22 protein-coding genes and 1 riboswitch are annotated in these 18,553 nt (G+C 36.5%); of the genes, 3 read left to right on the plus strand and 19 right to left on the minus strand.

What is annotated here, in order from left to right; translation table 11 throughout:
- Positions 1-3: 3 nt before the first annotated feature.
- The 9 genes from AB2B47_RS02110 to AB2B47_RS02150 all read right to left on the minus strand — a co-directional run bounded on the left by AB2B47_RS02110 (position 4) and on the right by AB2B47_RS02150 (position 8,232).
- Entirely contained in the window at positions 4-963 is a 960-nt protein-coding gene (locus tag AB2B47_RS02110; protein WP_368037988.1) for a hypothetical protein, read from the minus strand.
- 122 nt (positions 964-1,085) lie between these two features.
- Positions 1,086-1,997 (minus strand): bifunctional riboflavin kinase/FAD synthetase, encoded by a 912-nt coding sequence (locus AB2B47_RS02115; protein ID WP_320693510.1) that lies wholly within the window; start codon positions 1,995-1,997, stop codon positions 1,086-1,088.
- A 54-nt stretch (positions 1,998-2,051) separates the two neighbouring features.
- Positions 2,052-3,035, minus strand: a complete 984-nt coding sequence (locus AB2B47_RS02120; RefSeq protein WP_320693511.1) for a dihydroorotate dehydrogenase — start codon at positions 3,033-3,035, stop codon at positions 2,052-2,054.
- Positions 2,998-3,798: a dihydroorotate dehydrogenase electron transfer subunit gene (locus tag AB2B47_RS02125; protein ID WP_320693512.1), complete on the minus strand. Its 801-nt coding sequence runs from the start codon at positions 3,796-3,798 to the stop codon at positions 2,998-3,000. Before AB2B47_RS02125 ends, AB2B47_RS02120 begins: the two co-directional genes overlap by 38 nt.
- A 247-nt stretch (positions 3,799-4,045) precedes the next feature.
- The gene (locus AB2B47_RS02130) at positions 4,046-4,735 is read right to left on the minus strand and encodes a sugar phosphate nucleotidyltransferase (protein WP_006152268.1); all 690 of its coding nucleotides are present in this window, start codon (positions 4,733-4,735) and stop codon (positions 4,046-4,048) included.
- 12 nt (positions 4,736-4,747) lie between these two features.
- Positions 4,748-5,626, minus strand: coding sequence for a DMT family transporter (locus AB2B47_RS02135; RefSeq protein WP_320693513.1), 879 nt, complete (start codon positions 5,624-5,626; stop codon positions 4,748-4,750).
- Entirely contained in the window at positions 5,616-6,485 is an 870-nt protein-coding gene (locus AB2B47_RS02140) for a phosphotransferase family protein (protein WP_006151578.1), read from the minus strand. Before AB2B47_RS02140 ends, AB2B47_RS02135 begins: the two co-directional genes overlap by 11 nt.
- Before the next feature lie 12 nt (positions 6,486-6,497).
- Positions 6,498-7,520 (minus strand): ribitol-5-phosphate dehydrogenase, encoded by a 1,023-nt coding sequence (locus AB2B47_RS02145; protein WP_006148454.1) that lies wholly within the window; start codon positions 7,518-7,520, stop codon positions 6,498-6,500.
- Positions 7,521-7,524: 4 nt separating this feature from the next.
- Positions 7,525-8,232, minus strand: coding sequence for an IspD/TarI family cytidylyltransferase (locus AB2B47_RS02150; protein WP_320693514.1), 708 nt, complete (start codon positions 8,230-8,232; stop codon positions 7,525-7,527).
- A 320-nt stretch (positions 8,233-8,552) separates the two neighbouring features.
- On the opposite strand from AB2B47_RS02150, the gene AB2B47_RS02155 reads away from it, so the two are divergent.
- Positions 8,553-8,852, plus strand: a complete 300-nt coding sequence (locus AB2B47_RS02155) for a YbaB/EbfC family nucleoid-associated protein (protein WP_142557396.1) — start codon at positions 8,553-8,555, stop codon at positions 8,850-8,852.
- 46 nt (positions 8,853-8,898) lie between these two features.
- On the opposite strand, the gene AB2B47_RS02160 is transcribed toward AB2B47_RS02155, so the two are convergent.
- The 10 genes from AB2B47_RS02160 to AB2B47_RS02205 form a co-directional block, all read right to left on the minus strand.
- On the minus strand, positions 8,899-10,662 hold the full coding sequence (locus tag AB2B47_RS02160) for a glycerophosphoryl diester phosphodiesterase membrane domain-containing protein (protein WP_006151676.1): 1,764 nt from the start codon (positions 10,660-10,662) through the stop codon (positions 8,899-8,901).
- An 8-nt stretch (positions 10,663-10,670) separates the two neighbouring features.
- Entirely contained in the window at positions 10,671-11,261 is a 591-nt protein-coding gene (locus AB2B47_RS02165) for a 3'-5' exonuclease (RefSeq protein ID WP_320693515.1), read from the minus strand.
- A 69-nt stretch (positions 11,262-11,330) separates the two neighbouring features.
- Positions 11,331-11,822 (minus strand): DUF536 domain-containing protein, encoded by a 492-nt coding sequence (locus tag AB2B47_RS02170; RefSeq protein WP_004252719.1) that lies wholly within the window; start codon positions 11,820-11,822, stop codon positions 11,331-11,333.
- Between the two features lie 194 nt (positions 11,823-12,016).
- The gene (gene truB, locus AB2B47_RS02175) at positions 12,017-12,895 is read right to left on the minus strand and encodes a tRNA pseudouridine(55) synthase TruB (protein WP_320693516.1); all 879 of its coding nucleotides are present in this window, start codon (positions 12,893-12,895) and stop codon (positions 12,017-12,019) included.
- Between the two features lie 3 nt (positions 12,896-12,898).
- The gene (locus AB2B47_RS02180) at positions 12,899-13,702 is read right to left on the minus strand and encodes an alpha/beta fold hydrolase (protein WP_320693517.1); all 804 of its coding nucleotides are present in this window, start codon (positions 13,700-13,702) and stop codon (positions 12,899-12,901) included.
- Positions 13,703-13,733: 31 nt separating this feature from the next.
- Positions 13,734-14,177, minus strand: a complete 444-nt coding sequence (locus tag AB2B47_RS02185) for a GNAT family N-acetyltransferase (RefSeq protein WP_223334319.1) — start codon at positions 14,175-14,177, stop codon at positions 13,734-13,736.
- Positions 14,178-14,186: 9 nt separating this feature from the next.
- Positions 14,187-15,461, minus strand: a complete 1,275-nt coding sequence (locus AB2B47_RS02190; RefSeq protein WP_320693518.1) for a DUF2130 domain-containing protein — start codon at positions 15,459-15,461, stop codon at positions 14,187-14,189.
- Between the two features lie 80 nt (positions 15,462-15,541).
- On the minus strand, positions 15,542-16,339 hold the full coding sequence (locus AB2B47_RS02195) for a formate/nitrite transporter family protein (protein WP_320693519.1): 798 nt from the start codon (positions 16,337-16,339) through the stop codon (positions 15,542-15,544).
- An 88-nt stretch (positions 16,340-16,427) separates the two neighbouring features.
- Complete coding sequence (locus tag AB2B47_RS02200) at positions 16,428-16,847, minus strand: hypothetical protein (RefSeq protein ID WP_320693520.1); 420 nt, start codon at positions 16,845-16,847, stop codon at positions 16,428-16,430.
- A gap of 115 nt (positions 16,848-16,962) precedes the next feature.
- Positions 16,963-17,472, minus strand: a complete 510-nt coding sequence (locus AB2B47_RS02205) for a QueT transporter family protein (protein WP_320693521.1) — start codon at positions 17,470-17,472, stop codon at positions 16,963-16,965.
- Positions 17,470-17,567, minus strand: a riboswitch (PreQ1 riboswitch). (Overlaps the previous gene by 3 nt.)
- A 28-nt stretch (positions 17,568-17,595) precedes the next feature.
- On the opposite strand from AB2B47_RS02205, the gene AB2B47_RS02210 reads away from it, so the two are divergent.
- Positions 17,596-18,030: a GtrA family protein gene (locus AB2B47_RS02210; RefSeq protein ID WP_320693522.1), complete on the plus strand. Its 435-nt coding sequence runs from the start codon at positions 17,596-17,598 to the stop codon at positions 18,028-18,030.
- 79 nt (positions 18,031-18,109) lie between these two features.
- Positions 18,110-18,490 (plus strand): large conductance mechanosensitive channel protein MscL, encoded by a 381-nt coding sequence (mscL, locus tag AB2B47_RS02215; protein WP_320693523.1) that lies wholly within the window; start codon positions 18,110-18,112, stop codon positions 18,488-18,490.
- Positions 18,491-18,553: the final 63 nt, after the last annotated feature.

An 18,553-nucleotide genomic window follows, 5' to 3' on the forward strand; every position in this document is an offset into this window, starting at 1 on the left:
TTCTTATAAACTACCAATGTTAATCTCAGGAAATTTTTTTGGAAGAAGATTCCAGAATTCTTCTAATTGTTCTTCTACTCTATTAGTGTTTCGAATAGTTAGGCTATATTTCTTAGAACTATCTTTTCGAGTGTATACAAACTGATAAACTTTTGTAAAACGGCTATAACTTGTACGCACTAGATAGATTCTCCACACATCTCTAAGATCTAGAGCTTGGGTTCCTTTGTAATAAGTAATGAGATGGTTTTTATACAAAATAACTTTCAAGTCCTGGTCGTAAAATTCAGCTTGAGTAACAAGCAGTTCGAGATTTCCGTCTAATTCAGGGTACAGACGATACAGCTCTTTGAATGAATCAACTGTTTTCTTTCGTATGATAAAGGCTGCGACTAAGGTCATTAATCCCATGCCGGAAAAAATCACAATACCAAAAATATAACTCAAACTATCCCTAGAATATTCACTGAGACTGAGATAAATTCTTGTATTCATATTACGAGCGACAACCGATTTAGCAGGAAGAATGGAGCTAATAAATTCATCAAGATTGATAATCTTAGTGTTCTTCGAAGTATTGACAAAATTGGTATCAGTGAGGGGTTCTAACTGTATACCTGTGAGAGTTCCAGGATTATCAGCTAGACTATCTGCATTCTCAAGAAGTTCATTAATTGACTCATCTTTCACTTTTGACTCAACTACAGCAAACTTTCCTTCACCTTCCTTGCTATATTGCACAATATAAATAACAGTTCCACCATCAACTTCACCGACAGGTTCAGGATAGATACCGTAGACTGACATAGTAACTTCTTTTCCAGTATCAGTCGTATCTGCAAACCCCTCTGTAGGCTTCTTGTGCATTTGACCTAAGAATCCTGAAATTGTAGCAATCGCAAAGAATACTAGCGAAAGTATCAGTACAGAAATAAAACCCTTATTTCTTTTTTCTTTAAACATCATAATCTCCCTTAATCTCTTATTGAAATTATACCAGACTTAAGTATATATCTCATCTCTGATCCTTGTTTTTCTAAGATTTTAACAAAATAAAAAGCTCGAATTTTCATTCGAACTTGATTTTATTTTCTTGCAGCTTTTTCATCTTCTTCGAGTTGTTTGACCAGTTGTTCAATACCGTCAAATTTTACCATATCTCGGATACGATCTAACCAATAGACGGTCACTGTTTCGCCATAAATATCTTCATCAAAATCAAAGATATTCACTTCAAAACGCTCTTCCTCTCCATCAAAAGTAACGTTCTTCCCGACACTGGCCATTCCTCGATAGAGTTTTCTCTTGATTTCGATATCAACAGTATAGACACCATCTGCTGGCATATAGGTACGATCTAAGAGCACGAGATTGGCAGTTGGATAGCCGATTGTTCGACCACGAGCATTACCATGTACGACTATTCCTCTTGTAGGAAGTGGACTTCCTAGTAACTGACCAGCTTCCTTCACATCCCCTTCAAGGATAGCTTGTCGAATACGTGTAGAGCTAATCTTTCCTTTTTCATCTTCTACAGGAGGTACTACAACTACTTCTCCATCAAAGATTTCTTTTAAATCTTCAGCTGATTTTCTATCAGAACCTAAACTATAGTCAAATCCAACTACAATGGTATCTGCTTTAACTTCTTTGACAAAGGTATCTACAAACTCTTGAGCTGTCATATTAGCGATACGACTTGAGAAGTCCATTAAATAAAGATTTTCAACACCAGCACGTTTAAACTTGCGTTCACGTTCTTCTGCATTCAGGATATGAAGTAAATTTTCTGGTGAATACGGATTTAAGGTTAATTTTGGTGATTCATGAAAGGTAATTAAAGCAACGCTTAATCTCTTCTTTGCAGCAATTTCACCAGCAATGCTAAATAATTTTTGATGTCCTAGATGAATACCATCAAAATATCCTAAAACGAGGACTGTTGGACCTGGTGTTGCAATGTCTTTTTCAGTTTTTATAGGTATTGTTACAATCATAGTCATATTATACCAGAAAGAAGAAAGCATTCAAAATATTACGAATTTAAAAAACTATAAGCTACTTTTAACTTCTTTTCTCAATTGCTCCAGAGTTTCGATATTATATTTGTCCATGACTTTTGGTAGGTTATCAATGATATCAGGACAGGCATAAGGATTCGTAAAGTTTGCTGTACCGACTCCTATTGCTGAGGCACCAGCTAAGTACATTTCTATTGCAGCTTCAGCTGAATCAACTCCTCCCATACCAATGATTGGAAGATTAGTTGTTTGAGCTACTTGACGGATTAGTTTAAGAGCTACCGGAAAGACTGCAGGCCCAGACATTCCACCAGTACCATTGGCAATGATTGGTTTTCTAGTTTTGAGATCAAAGCGCATACCAACAAGGGTATTGATCATAGTGAGACCACTAGCACCTGCGTCCTCTACTGCTTTTGCGATGGTCACGATATCAGTTACACTTGGTGTCAATTTAACGTAAACTGGCACATCTGATACCTCTACGGCTGCTTTTACCACATCATAAGCTAAATCTGGGTCTTGCCCAATCAAAAGTCCGTGATTCCCATGATCGACGTTTGGACAAGAAATATTGAGCTCAATGGCTTTCACGTTAGGTGCCTTGGAAATACCACTAGAAACTGCTGCGTATTCTTGCTTTGAAAATCCAGCAACATTTGCGATTATTGGAAGATTGGGATACTCTCTTTGCAACCAAGGTAATTTTTCAGAGAGAACGGCATCTAGTCCTGGATTTTGTAGACCAATAGCATTCAGCATACCAGCAGGTGTTTCTGCCACACGTGGAGTAGGATTACCAAAGCGTGGTTCAAGGGTTGTAGCCTTAATCATGATAGAGCCCAAGAGGTCCAAATCATAGTACTTGGCATATTCTTGACCGAATCCAAAACAGCCTGAAGCAGGAATGATAGGATTCTTTAGTTCTAAGCCTGGTAGAGAGACTTGTAATCGATTTGCAGTCATGACACTCTCCTTATAAAACAACAGTTCCTGTTTTAAATACAGGCCCATCTTCACACACACGTTGACTAACTGTTTCGCTATCTGGTATTTTCAATACGCAAGCGTAGCAAGCTCCCATGCCACAAGCCATACGAGATTCTAGGGATAGGTAAGCTCTTGGATGGTCATGGAAGGTTAGATTGATATATTTCATCATACCAGGCGCACCGCATGAGTAGATTGCATCAAATTCAGTTTCAAATTCGTTAATCACTACAGAAACATTTCCTTTAATACCATAAGATCCATCATCAGTCGTTACAAAGACCTGACTAAATTTGGATAATTCATCTTCCAAAATAACAGCATCTTTAGTAGCAAATCCTAAAACAGTTGTTATTTCAACACCACGCTCATTCAGTTGTTTAGCTACTTCGAGTAATGGAGGCACTCCGATTCCGCCACCAACTATAAGAACACGATTCTGCTTGTCTAAATCAGACAAATCAAATCCATTTCCTTGAGGTCCCATAACATCTATGCTATCACCTGTTTTTAAGGTTGAAAAGATAGCTGTACCAGAGCCTTCGATGCGATAAATCAGATGACATTGTCTCTTAGATTTATCTATGGATGAGATTGAAATTGGACGACGCAAGAGGTGGGCATCATCAGGTACACGTAAATGAAGAAATTGTCCAGCTTTCATAGCTTCAACCATTTCTCCTTCAAGTACTAGCTCAAAGATTGCTGGTGCGATTTCCTCTTGAACAATCACTTTCATATTTTCTAAGCGAATAGCACCCATGCGTTTTCTACAATTTGGATTCATAGCTTTTCCTCCTTAAATTTTAAGGGGATCAGATAAAGAAAAACCTTGCTATTGCAAGGTTTCAGTTAAGATATTTACACAAAAGTAGCAAATAAGCACTCGCTTACTTGTTTCCATTGTTGCTTCTTTTTCTGACACCTTGTGAGTCTCTCTGGACTTCCCTTAAAGGTTAAATTTTCACTAGTATACTGTATCAAACATGAAAAGTCAAGTAAAAATAGGTAAGGTATCAGTTCATAAAAGTTGCTTATTTTTGTGAAGAAAGAATTTTTTCTAGTTTTTGATAATCTTTAACACTGTCAATTTCGTAGATAGAATTTTCTTCTAACTCCTCTACATAAACATCTAGTTCTTTGATGTTATCTTTAACCATGTTATCCCAGTAAAGGTCAACAAACTCGCCACTTTCATAGGCTTGGTTAATAAATCCTACAATCTTCTCAGCTGTTGGAGCATCCCAGAACGATACCCCACTCAAGATGCGTCCGTTTTTACTATCGACAATGATATCTTGAACTTTGAAGTCATCACCATAAACTAGGAACCACTCATTATCACAGTCTTCGCGATAAACACTAAAGTAAGTTGAACGTTCGATATCATTGCGGAACATATTCTTGAAAAGATAGTTATCTGCATCGATAACGTAGCTATTAGCCAACTCTTCTTTTACCAAGTAAAGAGAGTAAAAGTTGTTGTAATCAGCATACTTATCGTTGAAGACTAAACGCACACCGTACTTTTCTTTAAGATAGTCGAATTGTTCTTTTAAATAACCTACAACGATGATAATGTCATCAATTCCACGTTCTTTCAAAAATTCAATTTGATATTCAACCAAAGGTTTTTGATTGACTTGTACCAAGGCTTTGGGAGTATTTTCTGTCATGGGTCTCAAACGAGTTCCCAATCCCGCTGCTAAGATGATCGCTTTCACGCGTTTTCTCCTTTATTCTTTAATGATAATATAAACACCAGCCATTACAACAAATGAAGTTATAATGGTCAAGACAGTCAGAGGTGTCCCCAAGAACATCGCTGCAAACAGGACAGTCCAAACTACATAACTGACATTTAAACCAGTTGCTTTTGCTGGTTGCAATCGATTGATAGCCATATAGTAGGCAAGATAAGAAATCATATTAAATGCCGCAAAGACAATTAATAGACCAAACAATTGGCCATTTGCCACTTCTGCAAATGAGTGATGCGAGAAAAGCACAATAACAAGATAAGACAAGAAGGATGTAACTTGACGAATCAAGAGAGCTTCAATTTCGCTAAGGTCACTTTCCATAGCAAAGGAGCTCAGAACACTTTCACTTCCCCAAGCAAAAGCACAAATCAAAGCACATAGAATACCTATGTAGAAAGAATTAACCTGCTCTGCTTTATAGGTCTGAGCAATAATCCCAGCAATGATTAGAAAGATACCAAAAATCGTATTTTTGGAAATCTTGTGCTTCAAAAAGAAGAAGGCAAGCAAGACTGAGACTGCCGGATAAATAGCTGAGACTGACGAAGCTAATGAACTTCCAATATACTTAACCGCATAGAGATTGGCCTGCATGCCAATTGGTCCGGCTAGTAAAGCTCCAATGATAACACTGACATTTCGAATGTTCAAGAAGATTGAAAAGCGAACTTTTCCTTCTTTAACCAGAAGATATCCTAGCAAGATAAAAATACTCAGAAAGTCGTGTGCTGCTGCTACTACAAAAGGCGAAAGCTCTGTAAAGATTGAAAAGATATAAGCACTAATAGTTAATCCTAATCCCCAGAACACACCTGATAGTAGCCCAAAAGAAACTCCATTTTTAGTTTTCATTTAAATCTCCTTCAGACTCTAATTCTTTTACTGCTCTATTGTAACGAGAGATTCCGTAATCTCCGAAATCTGCACCATTTTCTTCTTTGTAAATAGTCCAAAGACTCCAAATGATATCTTGTAAGATTTTGTAAATACGAATTTTCTCCCTTGAAACTGGAGTATTATCACTCTCGTAATGACTTAAAAAGTCTTCTTCTTCTGCACTTGTAAATTCAGATTCTAGGAAGAGGGCTGCCAAATCCCACATAGGATCATTCATAGATGAATATTCCCAATCAATGAGATAAAGGTGGCCATCTGGTCCTTCAATAAAGTTTTCTGGAACCAAATCAATATGACATGATTTCTTATCAACTCCGATTTGTTCAAGCTCTTCTTTCAGAGAAAATACAGACTTTCTGACAGCATCATAATTAGGATAAGAAATCTCCCCTTGAATCAAGGATTCATATTTTTTGATTTCCTCAAAAGGTGCAAACTCTCCTCTTAGTTCTTTACCAGACGCATGGATTGTTTGTAAAATTGGAGCTATCTTCTCAAATTTGCTTTTAATGGTGGTTGAATCAAGTGTCTCAGCATTTTCGATGTACTGATTAACCTTGATACCAGCTTCAATATCAAAAAGATAATTCTCTACATCTAATTTCAAATCTTTCAACAATTCAAGATTGAACTTTTCATTCTGGCGGTCGATTAATTTATCCGTACCTTTTCCGAAAAACTTAACAATATACTGGTTTGAGGTTGATTTAACCAAGTAGTTTTGATTAGTCATTCCACCCAATTGTTCAACACTCTGAATTTCTTCGTCACCAGATAATAAAGAAGCAATCTTTTCTTTAACGATTTCCTTCACAATCATCCTCCATTAGACTTCCCACTTAAATACTGTCTTGAAGGCAGTATTAAGGTCTGTTGCAAAAACTCGATGAATATCCTTAATCTCTCTTACTGGTTCTTCTAGATAAATGATATTCTTCAAACGATTGGCAAATTTCTTAATTTCCATCATTTGGATGGCATTTTCAAAGTCAACTCTTCCAGAACGAGAAGATCCAACCAATAACAAACCTTTTTCCAATGAATCACGAGTATTGATATTAACTTTATACTCACTAACACCCATCATCAAAATGGTACCTTGTGGTTTAATGTAGCGAATCAAGTCATTAATAGCAGGTCCACATCCATCACCACCACAGCATTCGAAACCATGGTCAAAACTAAGATCCTCTGGAATGCTATCAGTAATGTAGAGCTCTTTTGCAAATGAGAATAATTCTAATTTCTCCCAATGACGTCCGATAACAATAATCTCAGCTTCAGGCAAGGTGTAGTTGATAATATTAGCCATGACAAAGGCTAAACTTCCATCACCAATGACAGCGATGCGTTGACGTCTGCTGTGAGATACCGTCATGAAACGATTCATAGCATGCATGCCAACACTGACAAACTCTGTAATGGCAGCAACTGTATCTTCGATATCTTCGTAAGCTACCACACGATCCTTAGGCAGAGATACAAATTCTCGCATAAACCCATCATAACCACTTGATAAGAAATATGTTCCAGTCATGTAATTTTCGTAGAATTCCTCATCACTTTGCATAGGTGGTTGATTTGGAATCATAACAACCTTCTGACCAACTTTGTAGGTACCTGTTGGATCAGAAATGACTGTACCACAAGACTCGTGAATCATAGCCATTGGTAGTTTTTTCGCTAAAATTTTTGGATCGCGTTTACCTTGGTAGTAACGTTGATCCGCGTGACAAACCGCCATGTAATTTGGTCGGATGAGGATATGATTCTCTTGATCAATTTCTTCTTCCTGATATTTAATATTAATAAACTTTGGTTTTGTCAGTTGATAAATTTGATTAATCATGTCTCTAGTCTTTCTCAATCATGCTTTTAGCAATCTTCAAGTCTGTAACTGTTGTAATTTTAAGGTTTGAGTATTCGCCTTTTGCCAATGCTACATCTTTACCCTTAATGACAAAGATTTTACATGCATCTGTTAAAATTTCTTTTTCCTCTGCTGATAAAGAACCATACAAATCAATAAAGTCTTTACAACGGAAGGTTTGTGGAGTCTGTCCTTGGTATAGAAGAGCACGATTTGGAATATCTGTGATAAACTGACCGTTTGTACTTTCAACAATGGTGTCTACGGCTTCAACTACTGTATCAACAGCATCATGATTTTGTGCGAGAGCAATGTTATCTTGAATCATTCGAAGTGTGATAAAAGGACGAACTGAGTCATGTGTGACCACGATATCATCTTCAGTGATTGGACGATAAGCATCGATAGCTTCAATAATCTTTTCAATACTAGAATTACGATCCGCCCCACCTTTTGTGATGATGATACGGTCCTTGTGGAGTGGAAGGAATTTTTCAACTAAATCTTCTGCGTGTGTCACCCAGTCTCCGTGAACTCCAACCACAATCTTTTCGATACTTGGCTCTAAGACAAATTTTTCAATTGTATGAATCAAGATTGGGCTATCTCCCAACTCAAGAAATTGTTTGGGTAGGTTACTAATACCCATGCGCGTGCCGGTTCCACCTGCTAAAATTCCAGCGTAAATCATATCGATTCTCCTTTAGTTTGTTCTAAAAACTCATTCTTTACTATTATATCATAATCTAGCACTATCTTGAAATAAATACTAGTTCTCTCCAGTTAGAAACTGATGGCGAGATCACTTTAGATTTTGAACATAAAAAAATTTAATCCTTGCATTCTTATTTCTCGATTAAAATAGAGTTCTTCAGAATAATATAGAAAGCTTAAAGAAACCTTAAATCATTGGTTGATATGTATAGAGATCCTGAAATTTTAATTAGACTTTTCCAATTAAAATTGTTAAAATAAAATGGAAAATAAAAGAAAAGGAAGCTAAATACCGCCATGATGAATATGCAAAACATGATGCGTCAAGCTCAAAAACTTCAAAAACAAATGGAGCAAAGCCAAGCTGAATTGGCTGCCACAGAATTTGTTGGGACTTCTGCTCAAAACCTTGTAACTGCTACCTTAACAGGTGATAAAAAAGTCGTAAAAATTGATTTCGATCCTGCAGTTGTGGATGCTGAAGATATTGAAACACTTTCAGATATGACTGTTCAAGCGCTCAATGCTGCTCTTGAGCAAATTGATGAAACAACTAAAAAGAAACTTGGAGCATTTGCTGGTAAGTTACCATTTTAATTATATTCTCAAAAAGAGGCTGGTTTACAGCCTCTTTTAATTTATGTTAATAAGCAAAGAACTCAGTTGCTTTATTTAGCAATAAGTCACTATATTCAGGGTCTTCCTGAGCAGTTACTAGTTCTTCTTTTATTCTTTCCAAGTCGTCCGTAATCATTCCGTCAACACCTAGGTGAAAAGACTTATTAAATGATTCCGAACTATTGATTGTCCATACATAGAGTTTTTGCTCAGTATTCCATAGTTTCGTCACAAAGTATTCATCTAAAGTAGAATACTCCATTGTGTAGCCTGTAGCAACCGTTCTAGGAAAAACAGAATTATAGGGAAGAATAAAGTATACAGGAATATCTGTGTCATACTCTCTCACTTTTTCAATAACCTTATAATCCAAGGATTGCATTTGATGACCATAAACCTTAATTTTTGCACCGTATTTGTCTAGAAAACGTTCCATCATCTGCGGGCTATCTTTGTGGCTGGTCTTAATCTCAATGAGAAGTTTCTGATGCAGTTCATTTGCACGAGCCAGATAATCATCGAAACTTGAAATCTTTGTCTCATAACCATTCTCATGAATGTCAATCTGCTTTAACTCTTCTAAGGTCAAATCTTGTGGTGTTTTATTAATACCAGCTAGGCCTTTAAGATTAGCATCGTGCATCATAACAAATTGACCATCTTTAGTCTCCTGGATATCCATCTCGATTAAATCTGGTTTTAACTGCGCTGTCTTTTCTAAGGATTCTACTGTATTTTGGACACCATTTCCATTCGATACACCACGGTGTGAAATCACAAGCGGTGGATTGACTACTGGAGCTTCAAGATAATTATATCCTTCAATCGCAAAGAGGATACATGCACACACCATGACCCCCCATCTCATGATATGGTCCTTTTCTCGCCTTGGCATAATGTCAAGCTCTTCTCCTGTTAAGAAGGACGTAAATTTCACAAGGAAATAGGTCAGTGCCATATAGTGCAAATTCTTGATAAGAACAAAGTTGCAAATAGCAAGGAGTAAAGACTCTCTCTGAGTAAGGCTATCCACTATATACTGGATTGATAGTAAAGGGATGAGAGGAAGATAGAAGAATAGATTGGTTTTTACAATAATTAAGAATAAATGCCAGGCATAAAACCAAAAATAATTTCTAGTTTTATCCAAACTATAAATGATCGCTTCCTTGACCGTCATCTTTTCATAAAAGACCTTAGGTAGAGTGAACATCAAGCGAACAGAAACATAGAAGAATAAGAGTGATAAGATAATAATGGCTATCCACCACATCCAGTACTTATCTTCCATGTAGGTTTGAATAAACTCTGGTATAACGATTTTATTGAAATAATAAATCTTAAATATCTTCCTGATAAAAGGAAATAGCATTGCTACAAATAAAAAGATAAACAAAGCTTTTGAAATAGTCATCTTTTTCATAAAAGCAAGGCTTTCACGAAATACTTTTCGACTATATTCTATAAGAGTCCTTTTTTCGTGATATAGGAGGTGGCGAGCTCCAATAAAGAGAATACTAAGTTGAAAATAGGCTACTAGTAGATTGATGGCTATTAAGATTACGAAGCCAAGACTGACAATGGGAGCATTTTTTATTATCTCAAAAATATTGTTGTAGGAAATAAACAAATATCCAGTCTGACTTAGTAAAAATCCAGCTATCACTGAGTTTAGTGGCAACCAGATATAGTCAACCAACATAAAGATTAGAAAGAATAGAAAGAGGATTTTATCTAGATTAAGGTAAATCTTTTTAAAACCCAATTTTTTCGGTTTTTCAGGTTTCATAAAAACTCCTAATCAAAAAGTTGTGATAAATCCAAAGCACCAAATGGATTCGAATTGAGACTACTTTGAGAATTGAGTAACAGTCTACTCTCATCTGACTCCAGAAAAGCTTCATACACTCGAGCAGTCATACGAGCATCCTCTAAACTATTATGAGATTGCCCTTTAAAACCCAGAAAATTAGCCACAGTTTGTAATTTTAGATTAGCAATTCCATGAAGATCAGAACTACGTCGCTCCAGTGCTTCGTTATAGACATCAACTTGATATTGATGACTATAGTCAAATCCATGCTCTAGTAGAATTGGTAAATCACTTTTTGCTGCATTATAACCAATAAGAGGCAAGTTACCAACAAAATCTTGAAATTTTTGCAGGACTTCTTCTACCTTTGGTGCGCCTTTCAATGTCTCTGAAGTAATCCCCGTCAAACCATTAATAAAACTCTTCAAAGGAACATCAGTGTAGACATAAGAGTCAAACGCTCCTACTTCTTCACCTTCTTTAAAATGCACTGCTGATACTTGAATCAATTGAGTCTTATCCTGGTGTTTATTGAATTCTAAATCAAATGAGATATATTCTCTTAGTGTTTCCATCTTATCAATCCTTATTGATTTGTAAAAAGAAACCACCTGGTCTAGTCCTAGAAACCAAGCAGTTTTTTCTTATTTTCCAAATAAGCGAGCAAAGAAGCCTTTCTTCGATGCTTGAACTTCTTGCTTAGCTTGATCCAACTCCAACTGAAGTGTTTCTTGATCCTTCATAGCTTGAAGAGTTAACTGTTGTTGTTGGTCCAATTGCTTATCTTTTTCAGCGATTTGGCGGTCTTTGACACGCATCTGTTCATCTTTTTCAGCCAGTTGCTTATCTTTAGCTTTCAATTGCTCATAAAGACGAATGATTTCAGCGTTCTTTTCATCAACAAGAATTTCCATGAGTTCTCGTTGCTTAACTTCATCACTAACCGGTTCATCTTCAAAGATAGTCTTTTTGTAGATTTCTTCAAGTTTGATCAATCCACTGCGAGTAACAACAGTAACACCCTTGTCGTTTTTTGTAATATCTTCTTCAGGTAATTCTTTGACACGATTATTGATTGCTTGTCGGGATAGTCCCAAGACCTCAGCAATCTCACTGACAGTCATTTCAATACTCATAATATCCTCTATTTTCCTCTAGCTTTTCTTAAATTAAATCTTATCATAAGTAAGCAAAACTGTCAAATAACACTGTATTTTCAATGGTTTTTTAAGACATAAAATGTAAAAACCATTTATTGGCTAATATTTTAAAAAGATGAGAGCATCTCATCTTTAGACTAGTAGATAAAAATCGTTTATTCAGTATAATTTTAAGAGAAAACCTTTCTTGGTTTGTAGAGATGTTCACGTTTTTCCAGAATAGCAAGAAGTCGTTCCCCTTCAAAAGCAGCTACTTCTTTTACTGTATGCTCTAACTCAATAAAGCGACCAAAGCGGACTTCCTCTGCCTGTTCCGGAGTAAGATAAACCTTAACTAAATCCCCTGTTCCAATCTCTAGAGGATGAAGAAAGTCTAATTCACCAGCCTCTACTTTTTCTGCAATTTCTTCTAAGGTCAAGGAATCTTCTAACTGTAAACCAGCTGCACTAGTCCGTGTAAGATGAGACATGTGAGCTGAATAACCAAGCTTCTCTCCCAAGTCAACCGATAAGGTACGGATATAAGTTCCCTTGCTACATTTTACTCGGAAGGTAAAACGCGAAAGTTTATCCTCGTAGGAAATAGGACTGGTTCTTTCAAAACTATAAATGGTCACCTGACGTTCTGGACGCTCGACTTCCTGACCAGCACGCGCATACTCATAGAGCTTGCGACCATTGACCTTAACAGCTGAGTACATTGGCGGAATCTGAGTAATCGGACCAGTTAGACTAGCAATAGCTTCATCGACAAGCTTTTCATCCAGTGGAGACAAAACAGGAGTCTCTGAGACAACTTCCCCACTAGCATCCTCGGTCGTTGTAGAATATCCCAGAGTGATTTCCCCGTCGTAGACCTTCCCCTCATCCTGCATGAATTCTACCATGCGAGTCGCCTTCCCTACAGCAATGGGTAAAACGCCCACAACATCCGGATCCAAGGTCCCACCATGACCAATCTTCTTAGTCCCTAAAATCTTACGCAATTTAAAAACCGCATCATGCGAGGTCATCCCTGCTTCTTTTTTTAAGTTGATAATACCGTTCATTCATTAACTTTCTAAAAATACTAAAACTCTCTTTTGGAAATCCTTATTCTGTTCATATAGCGCATGCCCACACTCTGACAAAATAGTGAGCTGGTTACTTTTGATATGCTGATGCAATCTAAGCGAAGCTTCTACGCCAAGAACATCATCTTTTTCTGCTCCAACGATTAACGTAGGGCAGTTAATTTTTTCCAAAAAATCTAGACTATCATGTTTCAAACAAGATACAGCCTGAATATCAATACGTTGTTTATCTTTAATATTACCAAAGATTCCCATTATTCGATAAAGGTGTTTAAATTTTCCAAAGGATTTAGTCGTGTAAGAGTGACGAGCAATATCAATCATCAGATCTTTATAAGTACCTGTTTGAATCAGGTTCAGCCAGCAACTAATTCTCTCCCTACCTAGATTACCTAGTTTTGCAGTTGTAACAGCCAAAACTAGCTTTTGAACCTTTTCTGGGAAATCCGCCACCAACCATTGGGCAATCATTCCACCTTGCGAAATCCCCATAACATAGGCACTGGTAATCTTTAATATCTCCAATGCTTCTGCTACATCTGCTGCCATATCCCGTGTCGTATACTCCTGCCTCAACTCATTGATTCGAGAAAAAACATAAATTTTGTAACGTTCAGCAAGTATACGGTATGTGATTGAAAAAGTCATAGCCATACCTTTAACCGTATATAGTCCATCACCCAATCCTGGTATAATCACTAATGGCTTCTTACCTTTACCAAAGGTCACATAATCCATGCTCTTATCGTTAAAATTTAATGTTTTCCCTTTTGTTGAAGACATTACTTCGTTCCCTCTACTATTTTTTCATGATTTATTTATGTTGAGTTTTTAAATGCAAGGCAAAGCCTGCAGTCACTTTTTCAAATCCAACCGCCTGATAAAACTGATGTGCAGCATTTCGTTCAGCGGTTAATCCACTATTTAAAGCCAGTGCCTCAGCTCCTTCTTTTACCGCTTGTTTTTTCAATTCATCAATTAGCCTACTAGCAATTCCTTGTCGTCTTGTTTCTTTTGCAACTGACAAAGCCAAAATACGATAGTAAGATCCATCTGCTTCAAAAAAGAAGAGCTTTGCATAACCTAAGAAACCTAAAATTTCTCCGTTTCTTTCAGCTAGAAGACAGCCATAATGTGGTTGAGAAAGAATCATTTCTAAACGTCGAGACAGCTTAGAAGCTGTCGTTGGATAGCCCAAATCTTCGTATAAAGACAGTAGGGCTTCAGCATCTTTCATGGTTGCTTTTCGTATCTGCATAAGAGTCTCCTATTCCCCTTTCAAGGCATCAAACTTAGCCTTCATGGTTGGATTTTTTCTGGTCAATTTTTTAACAGAAACATCATCCAACTTATTGTTTGCGAGGCGGAGTTGGTTTTCTGATGTGGTGAGGAACTTCTTGACCTCTTCCATCCTTTTGATGGCCTTGTCAATTTCATCGATAGCCTTACCGAAGTTAACAGATGCTGAATTGTAGTTCTTGGCAAAGGCAACTTTGAAAGCATCTAGGTCTTCCTCGAAATGGGTAATATCAATATTTTGTTCTCGGATAAGTGCTAATTCTTGCTTGTATTTAAGAGAGTTAAGAGCTGCATTGCGCAAAAGACCAATCAACTGAATAAAGAACTGAGGACGGACCACATACATCTTCTCATACTCGTGGCTGACATCCACAATCCCTGTGTTGAAGTAATCATTATCCGCTTCAAGCATAGTCACTAAAACCGCATATTCACAGTTCTTTTCTCTACGGTCCTTGTCCAACTCCTTGTAGAAGTCTGCATTCTTATGCTTCTTCTCAGTACCATCAGCTTCATTTTTCATCTCAAACATGATGGAGATGAATTCCAGCCCATTTTCATCAAAGTCACGGAAGATAAAATCCCCTTTAGACCCACGAGCTGAGACTTTATTGTCCTTTTCGAAATAAGCATTAGGGAAGGCAAAGCTACGAACCTTGTTAAACTCACTCTCCGCATACTGCTCCAAACTTTCTCCAATTGCCTTAGTTGATTGTTGAGCCTTGAAATTCTTGTAGAACTCAACTTGCTCATTTGCTGCCTTAAGTTGGGCCTCATAGTTTTGTTTAACTGAAGTCAGAGAAAGCTCGTTTTCTTTTTCTTGTAGAAGAAGCTGATTTTTGACCTGGTCTCTTTCTTTCTCTAGATCAGACAGTGTCTTTTGCAGTTGATTCTCATGCTCCAAGCGCAAGGTAGCCAACTGATTTTCCAGCGCTTGCACTTCTTTTTCTTTCTCTAGCAGTCTTTGGCTAGCTGTTTGCTCGACTTCTTTCTTAGCCAATTCTTTTTCCGTATCAAACTGCTGAATCTGGTTTTGTAACTGGGCAATTTCTTGGTCCTTCTTGGCTAACTTCTCTTGCTGCTCATTGAGGGCCTTTTGCTCAGCCAAGGCCAGCTCTTGCTTCATGCGCTCATGCAATTCCTTATCAAACTCTACAGTTCGAACTTGAGAAATCAATTCTGCGTATTGACTTTCATTAACTGTAAAAACTTCCCCACAATTTGGGCATTTAATTTCGTTCATAATTTTCCTCTATATTAAACTATTCTCCATTCATTATAGCATGGATAAACAAAAAGAAAAAGTTGGAATCAATCCAACTTTTAATCTACGTATGTATCTTCGTTCTTGTTTAAGAAGGCATAAGGCAATCCCATCAGTAGACCACCTCCGATAAAGTTACCAATAAAGGTTACACCCCAGTGACGAAGAATATTTCCAATACCGAAGTTTGCGATTGAATCAGCAGCAACACTGAACTTCACAATTGCAAATGAAGCAAAGTTTGCGGCGATGTGCTCATTTGTTAAGAATACAAACATGTAAATGGCTGATAGAACCAACCAAAGTTTTGCTCCACCATCCTTAACTAAAACAAATGAAAGAATGGCGATGTTTACAAAGATATTAGCTAGAATACCTTCAAGTAAAACTAGTTCATTCGAACGTGCCAACTTCATTTCTACAACGCCAGAAATAAAGCTATCATGTGTAAGATTTGCATAGGCTGCTGAATGAGCAAATCCCCAACCTGCAATAAGGGCACCGATTAAGTTAAAGAAAGTACAATATAGAAGAATTTCTGCTGTTTTTCTCCAGCTAATTTTTTTCAAAAAGCTACCAGCTGTAAGGAACATCATGTTTGATGTTACCAACTCAGCATTCAAGAAGACAATGTAAGCTAATCCCCAAGCAAAAACAAACGGGAAAAGGAAACGTCCACTACCTGGGACAATCTTATTAATCAAATCTGCACCAACTGCTCCTGCTGCTGTACTGAAGGTAAGGAAAGCACCTGCAAACATTGAACGGATAGCATACTTGAATTTGCTATTTGAATAAAGACTTTCTTTCTTTTTACAAGCAAATTCAATTTTTGAGATAAATTCTGATGAAACCATAAAAACTCCTAAAACTTTTATTTGTGAATATTATAACATAAAATCGATTTTATGAAAAGGGTTTCTGAAATTTTAAAAAAATTAAAACCTATGATTCTAAGATACGGATCTTGATATTGTATTTTTTTGTTTCATTCTTTAAGTTATTGACTAGTTGATCATTCTCTTTTGATTTGCTAAAGAAAAAGGCTAGAGCTTTTCCGCTCTTTTGTTCGATAGTCAAAAAATATCTAGCTCCATTCAATTTAACACTTGGAATAAAATGGACCTCAATCTTTTTAATATTATTGAGTGGTATAATGCGCTTTCTAAAAACATAAGCATTATGGATATAAAATCTTCCCTTAGCAATATGAAACGGGGCGAAAAAGTTTCCACCACTTTGACGCACAATGACATAACGACGCCATAGAATCAGTAAAAGAAGGAAGGAAATAAAGTAAATAGCAAAAGTCAAAACCGAGCTTTTCATCATCAATTTTATCCCAATAAAAAAATAACCTATCATAATTTAACCGCCTTTTCTCCCCTATTATACCACTTTTAATGAGCGTCTATTTTATAGACAAAGAAAAAGACTGAACAAAGTTCAGCCCTTTTTACGAATGGTTTATAAGATATCTTTATCTAGTCAAATCAATACGTTGACCAATTTTACCAATAATAATCGCACCGACAATTAGTGAAGCGAATTCTCCGATACCAGTAGTGAACCATGTAAAGAAGAATGGTGCTTCTGCTACGATATGCAATTCAGCAGCAATGGTAATCATTGAAATTGAAAATAGAATTGAAAAGAAGAAATGATCTTTTCGAATCAATCCATTAAAAAGATAGTCTTTACTATATTTACTGAACAACCAAACTCCTAAGCTTAGGAAGACAAGAGTTGATCCTCCACCTACAGCGACATCAATGAGTCCAAAACTGAAGAAATTAGCTATCATACATCCAAGAGTAACACCGATAATGTACTTAGGATTGTAAAAAGCAAGGAAATTCATCATTTCAGAAATACGGAATTGATAAGCTCCGTAGCTAATGGCATTGAGTGGTGGTGTGATTGTCAACACCACATAAATTGCTGCGACAATGGCAATGTCAGCCAAATCGCGGACAGTAAGTTTTTTCATGTTTTCTCCTTTAGCAGCTCCACCGCGTTTAATATGCTTGGTGAAAGAAGTTAAGCACCAAGGGTTGAACAAGTCAACTTTGTTAGTATAGCACATTTAAATGCTTTATGCTATACTAATCTTATGAAAAGATACATTAAAAAATTCTTCGATAACGAAATTTTATCTTATTTATTTTTCGGCGTTGCCACTACTGTTGTTTCTGTAGGGACTCGAATGATTATTTTTTACTTGACTCAGCAAGAATTAACAGCTACTGCTCTAGGTAATATAACAGGTATTCTATTTGCTTTCTTCACGAATGACACTATTGTTTTTAAACAAAAACGAGAAAATTGGTTTGGACGTCTCATTAAATTCTCTGGAGCTAGATTTTTTACCTTCTTACTTGATATGGCACTAACCTTTATTTTTGTCACCAAGTTTCCTCATATAATTGGTCAATTTGTAGGTAATGATATTAATATAATTAATACAATTGAAATAGGGTTTGCTCAAGTTACAATTGTTGTTTTAAATTACCTATTTAGCAAGCTTTTTGTTTTTAAAAATAAATGAGCACTTTTCTTGCACTCAACATAAATTTACGATATAATCTGTGTGTAAAAATTTGATAAAATTTTGAAAGGAAATTATTATGTTAAAGGATCTTAAAGATTTCTTGCTCCGTGGCAACGTCGTTGACCTTGCTGTCGGTGTGATCATCGCCACTGCTTTTGGTGCTATCATCAATTCATTTGTTAATGATATCATCACTCCACTTCTATTGAACCCAGCCTTGGAAGCTGCGAATGTACAAAACATTGCTGAGCTTGCTTGGAATGGTGTTACATATGGTAAATTCTTGAGCGCTGTTATCAACTTCGTTGTAATTGGTACTGTTCTCTTCTTCATGATTAAAGCTATTGAAAAAGCTCAAAACCTTCGTAAGAAAGAAGAAGTTGCTGAAGAAGCTCCAGCAGGTCCAACTGAATTGGAAGTTCTTCAAGAAATCAAAGCACTTCTTGAAAAAAAATAAAAATGTAAAAGGATTTAGATATTGTCTAAATCCTTTTTTCTTCCTCTTTTTATATTGGTTTTA

The sequence above is a fragment of the Streptococcus wuxiensis genome (assembly GCF_040888245.1).
GTDB lineage: Bacteria > Bacillota > Bacilli > Lactobacillales > Streptococcaceae > Streptococcus > Streptococcus wuxiensis.

What these genes read in the sequence shown, in the direction of transcription:
- AB2B47_RS02110 (WP_368037988.1), bottom strand. Translation starts at nt 963, where the DNA reads ATGTTTAAAGAAAAAAGAAATAAGGGTTTTATTTCTGTACTGATACTT.
- AB2B47_RS02115 (WP_320693510.1), bottom strand. Translation starts at nt 1,997, where the DNA reads ATGATTGTAACAATACCTATAAAAACTGAAAAAGACATTGCAACACCA.
- AB2B47_RS02120 (WP_320693511.1), bottom strand. Translation starts at nt 3,035, where the DNA reads ATGGGCCTGTATTTAAAACAGGAACTGTTGTTTTATAAGGAGAGTGTC.
- AB2B47_RS02125 (WP_320693512.1), bottom strand. Translation starts at nt 3,798, where the DNA reads ATGAATCCAAATTGTAGAAAACGCATGGGTGCTATTCGCTTAGAAAAT.
- AB2B47_RS02135 (WP_320693513.1), bottom strand. Translation starts at nt 5,626, where the DNA reads ATGAAAACTAAAAATGGAGTTTCTTTTGGGCTACTATCAGGTGTGTTC.
- AB2B47_RS02145 (WP_006148454.1), bottom strand. Translation starts at nt 7,520, where the DNA reads ATGATTAATCAAATTTATCAACTGACAAAACCAAAGTTTATTAATATT.
- AB2B47_RS02150 (WP_320693514.1), bottom strand. Translation starts at nt 8,232, where the DNA reads ATGATTTACGCTGGAATTTTAGCAGGTGGAACCGGCACGCGCATGGGT.
- AB2B47_RS02155 (WP_142557396.1), top strand. Translation starts at nt 8,553, where the DNA reads ATGATGAATATGCAAAACATGATGCGTCAAGCTCAAAAACTTCAAAAA.
- AB2B47_RS02160 (WP_006151676.1), bottom strand. Translation starts at nt 10,662, where the DNA reads ATGAAACCTGAAAAACCGAAAAAATTGGGTTTTAAAAAGATTTACCTT.
- AB2B47_RS02165 (WP_320693515.1), bottom strand. Translation starts at nt 11,261, where the DNA reads ATGGAAACACTAAGAGAATATATCTCATTTGATTTAGAATTCAATAAA.
- AB2B47_RS02170 (WP_004252719.1), bottom strand. Translation starts at nt 11,822, where the DNA reads ATGAGTATTGAAATGACTGTCAGTGAGATTGCTGAGGTCTTGGGACTA.
- truB (WP_320693516.1), bottom strand. Translation starts at nt 12,895, where the DNA reads ATGAACGGTATTATCAACTTAAAAAAAGAAGCAGGGATGACCTCGCAT.
- AB2B47_RS02180 (WP_320693517.1), bottom strand. Translation starts at nt 13,702, where the DNA reads ATGTCTTCAACAAAAGGGAAAACATTAAATTTTAACGATAAGAGCATG.
- AB2B47_RS02185 (WP_223334319.1), bottom strand. Translation starts at nt 14,177, where the DNA reads ATGCAGATACGAAAAGCAACCATGAAAGATGCTGAAGCCCTACTGTCT.
- AB2B47_RS02190 (WP_320693518.1), bottom strand. Translation starts at nt 15,461, where the DNA reads ATGAACGAAATTAAATGCCCAAATTGTGGGGAAGTTTTTACAGTTAAT.
- AB2B47_RS02195 (WP_320693519.1), bottom strand. Translation starts at nt 16,339, where the DNA reads ATGGTTTCATCAGAATTTATCTCAAAAATTGAATTTGCTTGTAAAAAG.
- AB2B47_RS02200 (WP_320693520.1), bottom strand. Translation starts at nt 16,847, where the DNA reads ATGATAGGTTATTTTTTTATTGGGATAAAATTGATGATGAAAAGCTCG.
- AB2B47_RS02205 (WP_320693521.1), bottom strand. Translation starts at nt 17,472, where the DNA reads ATGAAAAAACTTACTGTCCGCGATTTGGCTGACATTGCCATTGTCGCA.
- AB2B47_RS02210 (WP_320693522.1), top strand. Translation starts at nt 17,596, where the DNA reads ATGAAAAGATACATTAAAAAATTCTTCGATAACGAAATTTTATCTTAT.
- mscL (WP_320693523.1), top strand. Translation starts at nt 18,110, where the DNA reads ATGTTAAAGGATCTTAAAGATTTCTTGCTCCGTGGCAACGTCGTTGAC.